Genomic DNA, 3,952 nt, shown 5'->3' on the forward strand with positions numbered 1-3,952 from the left:
CCGTGCCGCGTGATGGTGATGGCGGTCGTGATGGCGGCAACGGCGGTGGCCGTGGCCCGCGTCGCGACGGTGGTGGCCAGGGCGGCGAGCGCGCTCCCCGCGCCGAGCGTTCGGACGGCGACAAGGCCCCCGAGTTCGCTCCGGCGTTCCTGACGGGCGATCGCGACTAAGCGATCTTGCCGACTGGCAACCAGCGAGAGGGGATCCGGGCAACCGGGGTCCCCTTTTTCGGGGCGATCACGATTGCGGGAGCCGGCGGCGCGATGCCACGGGATCCGCGCTCGGCAATTTGTACGAGAATGACGGTCGGACACGCTGCTACCGGCTTGCAGGGTCCAGCGTGCATGCGCATTCTCGGCCAAGGCAGCAGAGATGCGGGGGCATCATGGCAACCTTGGCGACCAGCGTGTCGGCGATCACCGCCGAGCGGCGTTTCTATCTCATGCTGGCTGCGATCATCGCGGTCACCGTCTTCGCGGGGTTCGGGCTGGACCTGCAGCGGACAGACTGGAACATCGTCGGGCTTCCCGCCCAGGTCCATCTGCACGCTGCCGTCTTCTTCGGCTGGATCATCCTCTACGTTGCGCAGAACTGGCTGGTCGACCGGGGGTCGATCGCGATGCACCGGCGACTGGGCGTCGCAACCGCGTGTCTGGTCCCGGTCATGGTCGTGGTGGGCGTCGCGACGACGGTCATGGCCGTCCGGCTAAACCGTGTCCCGCCCTTCTTCACGCCGGGCCTTTTTTCTCGCGCTCGACCTACAGATCATTGGCTTTGCGATCCTGGCGGGCTGGGCGATCCAGCTGAGACACCGGTCCGACTGGCACAAGCGCCTGATGCTGTCCGCGACGATCCTGATCATGTCGCCGGCGCTGGGGCGCATCCTGCCGATGCCGCTCATGGGTCCGTCCGGGACCTGGGCGATATTCATCGCGACCATGGCCTATCTAGGGGCCGCGATGCTGTTCGATGCGCAACTGCGCGGGCGGGTGCACCTGGCCTATTGGTGGGGCGCGGCAATGCTGACCCTCGTCCAGCTGCTGATCGGCATCGTCGGGTTCAGCCCGCAGCTCGACAAGCTGGTCGCCCAACTCGCCGCCTGACGGCGGGCACGCGCTTGAGTAGGATTTGAGTGGGGAGCTTCTGTTGCTCGGTGCCCCCCGTACCGCCGGTTTCCACTTCTGTTGCCCGGTGTGGCCCGAACCGCGCTTTCGTCCGTATAACTTAGGTCGTTAGACCGTCAGTTATGCGGCAATTGCGAGTGCTTCGTTATCGTTGGCACTTGTGTATGGGCCGTTGCGGTGGTCCCATTCCGAGCGAAACATAGCGTCGTTGAACACACGTCGATCCTAGTTCGACCCCGTCATCGTCCCCCTCTTGCGAAGAGGGCGGTGGTGGAGTCGCCGGGTACTGCCCCCGGGTCCGCTGTGTCTATGACACGCCACGGTTTATCGCCATAGTCACCAGAGGAGAATTCCCCCGACGACGCTTGTGATATAGAGTGGCGGTCGGCCGATTAAAAGCCCGTGATTTTGCCCTTTGCGGCCTTTCGCTCGCCACAAACCGCGTGCATAGAAATCTGTATTATGTTGACGCAGCGCTCTCGCTACGCGCTTCGCGCGATGATCTTCCTTGGCGGCGCCCCGGTCGGTGGTCCACCGATCCCGATGACCCGCATCGCGGCGGAGGCCAATGTCCCGCGCAAGTTTCTCGAGCTGATCCTTGCGGACCTGCGCGAGTCCGGCTTGCTGCACAGCCATCGCGGCAAGATGGGCGGCTATCGCCTGTCGCGCCCCAGCCACCTGATCTCGCTCGGCGAGATCATCCGGATCATCGAGGGCCCGCTCGCGCTGGTGCCCTGCGTCAGCCGCACGGCCTATCGGCCCTGCCTCGACTGCAAGAGCGAGGCAGACTGCGCGATCCGCTTTGCGATGATGCGCGTCCGCGACGAGACTGCGCGGATCCTCGACGGCACGAGCCTGGCGGATGCCAACGCCGAGGATTTGGCCGCAGCCTGATCCCGCCCTCCCCCGCAGGGAGAGGGCCAGGACGATCAACCCCGCGCCTTGAGCTCGTCGCGGATCTCCCGCAGCAGCGCGATCTCGACCGGCTCGGGCGCGGGCGCGACCGGAGTCGCTTCTTCCTCACGCTTAAGCCGCGCGGTTTCACGCTCGATCAGCGCCGCCGCGCGGTTCACGACGCGCAGGATCATGAAGATGATGAAGGCGACGATCACGAAGTTGACGAGCTGCGTCGCGAACGCGCCATAGCCGAGCAACGGCACCCCCGCCTTCTTCAGCGCCGCATAGTCGCTGAGCGAACCGGCATAGTTTGCGGGGACAGGCCCCATCCGCCAGAAATAGCTCGAAAAGTCGAGCCCGCCGAAAATCTTGCCGATCACCGGCATCAGCACGTCGTCGGTCAGCGAGGTGACGATCTTGCTGAACGCCGCCCCGATGATCACCGCAATAGCCAGATCAAGCACGTTGCCGCGCATGATGAACGCTTTGAATTCCTTGAGCATTTGCGCCCCCTTTTCCAGTCCCCCGCACGCTAGCCATCGATTTCGGTTTCGCCAAGCCGGTCCGCTGTCCTATGGGGGTGATACAGACCAGCAGGAGAGCCCCGATGTCGTCCTATGCCCAGATTCTTCGCGGATCCGCCGTCGTTGCGCTCGCGGCGACGCTTGGCGCTGCGGGATCAACAGCATCCCGACCGCCGAGGAAAATGTGAAGGCGCGCTGGGCCGATGTGCAAAACGACTATCAGCGTCGCGCCGATCTGATCCCCAACCTCGTCGCGACGGTCAAGGCGGCCGGCGCGCAGGAAAAGAGCATTCTGGTCGAGGTGACGCAGGCGCGCGCCGCGGCGAGCACGGTGCAGGTCTCTGGCGACGACCTGACCGACCCTGCGAAGATCGAGCAATTCTCGCGCGTGCAGGGTGCCGTCGGGTTGTCGCTGCAGCGACTGCAGGAAGCCTATCCCGAGCTCAAGAGCCAGACCAATTACACCACGCTGATGAGCCAGCTCGAAGGCACCGAGAACCGCATCACGATCGCACGGCGCGACTATAACGGCGCGGTCCAGGCTTATAACACCAAGATCCGCACCTTCCCCGACGCGGTCGGCGCGAAGATCTTCTATGGCGCAAAGCCGATGGTGCCATTTGCCGCGACCACGCCGGGGGCCGAGACGGCGCCGACGGTGAATTTCGGCAACGCGAGCTGATCGCGGGGCCGGCGGCATGATCCGCGTCCTCGCGGCGCTCCTCTTCGCGGTGCTGCTCGGCAGCGGCACCGCAGGCGCCCAGACTTTCCCGAAATTTACCGGCTTCGTCGTCGACGCGGCAAACGTGATCCCGCCCGAGCAGGAAGCGGCGCTCACGAAACGACTCGACGATCTCCAAAAAGCGACCGGCAACCAGCTGGTCGTCGCGACCATCGCCGATCTGCAGGGCTATCCGATCGAGGATTATGGCTATCGCCTGCTGCGGAACTGGGGGGTCGGGCTGAAGGACGCCAATAACGGTGCGATCCTGCTCGTCGCGCCGAACGACCGCAAGGTGCGGATCGAGGTCGGCTATGGGCTGGAACCGGTCCTGACCGATGCGTTTTCGAGCGTCGTGATCAACCAGCAGATCCTGCCGCGCTTCAAGGCCGGCGACATGACCGGCGGGATCGTCGCGGGCACGAATGCGGTCGCGGACCAGCTCGCTTTGCCCGACGCAGAGGCCCGCACGAAAGTCGGCGCGGCGGCGGCCGAATATGACAAGACGCATCGCCGCGCGCCGTCCGGCAACGGTGGCGGCGTGCCGATCGGGCTGATCATCTTCGGGATCGTGGCCGCCGCGATCGTCATTCCGATGATCTCGCGGCGTGCCGGTGGCACCCGCTATTCAAGCGGTGGCGGCGGCAACGGGACACTGCCGATCGTGTTGTGGAGCATCGCCAACG

General features: G+C 65.1%; 5 protein-coding genes and 1 other RNA gene. 4 read left to right on the forward strand and 2 right to left on the reverse strand.

Going from position 1 to position 3,952, the window contains the following annotated elements; all coding sequences use genetic code 11:
* Nucleotides 1–713 precede the first annotated feature (713 nt).
* Nucleotides 714–1,103 carry a hypothetical protein gene (locus NI18_RS22495; RefSeq protein ID WP_052149245.1) on the forward strand — a complete coding sequence of 130 codons (390 nt, stop codon included), beginning with the start codon at nt 714–716 and terminating at the stop codon, nt 1,101–1,103.
* A gap of 67 nt (nt 1,104–1,170) precedes the next feature.
* On the opposite strand, the gene ssrA is transcribed toward NI18_RS22495, so the two are convergent.
* Nucleotides 1,171–1,526, reverse strand: a transfer-messenger RNA (tmRNA) gene (gene ssrA, locus NI18_RS23550).
* A 60-nt stretch (nt 1,527–1,586) separates the two neighbouring features.
* Here ssrA and NI18_RS15815 point away from each other — a divergent pair.
* Complete coding sequence (locus tag NI18_RS15815) at nt 1,587–2,018, forward strand: Rrf2 family transcriptional regulator (RefSeq protein ID WP_031394858.1); 432 nt, start codon at nt 1,587–1,589, stop codon at nt 2,016–2,018.
* A 35-nt stretch (nt 2,019–2,053) separates the two neighbouring features.
* Here NI18_RS15815 and mscL read toward each other — a convergent pair whose 3' ends face one another.
* Nucleotides 2,054–2,524 (reverse strand): large conductance mechanosensitive channel protein MscL, encoded by a 471-nt coding sequence (gene mscL, locus NI18_RS15820; RefSeq protein ID WP_031394859.1) that lies wholly within the window; start codon nt 2,522–2,524, stop codon nt 2,054–2,056.
* A gap of 133 nt (nt 2,525–2,657) precedes the next feature.
* On the opposite strand from mscL, the gene NI18_RS15825 reads away from it, so the two are divergent.
* Together NI18_RS15825 and NI18_RS15830 are read left to right on the forward strand one after the other, a co-directional pair.
* The gene (locus NI18_RS15825) at nt 2,658–3,227 is read left to right on the forward strand and encodes a LemA family protein (protein WP_052149246.1); all 570 of its coding nucleotides are present in this window, start codon (nt 2,658–2,660) and stop codon (nt 3,225–3,227) included.
* A gap of 16 nt (nt 3,228–3,243) precedes the next feature.
* The coding region (locus tag NI18_RS15830) for a TPM domain-containing protein (RefSeq protein ID WP_037531302.1) at nt 3,244–3,952 on the forward strand (709 nt) is incomplete at its 3' end.

This window comes from Sphingomonas sp. Ant20, from assembly GCF_000783375.1.
Lineage (GTDB): Bacteria > Pseudomonadota > Alphaproteobacteria > Sphingomonadales > Sphingomonadaceae > Sphingomonas > Sphingomonas aerolata.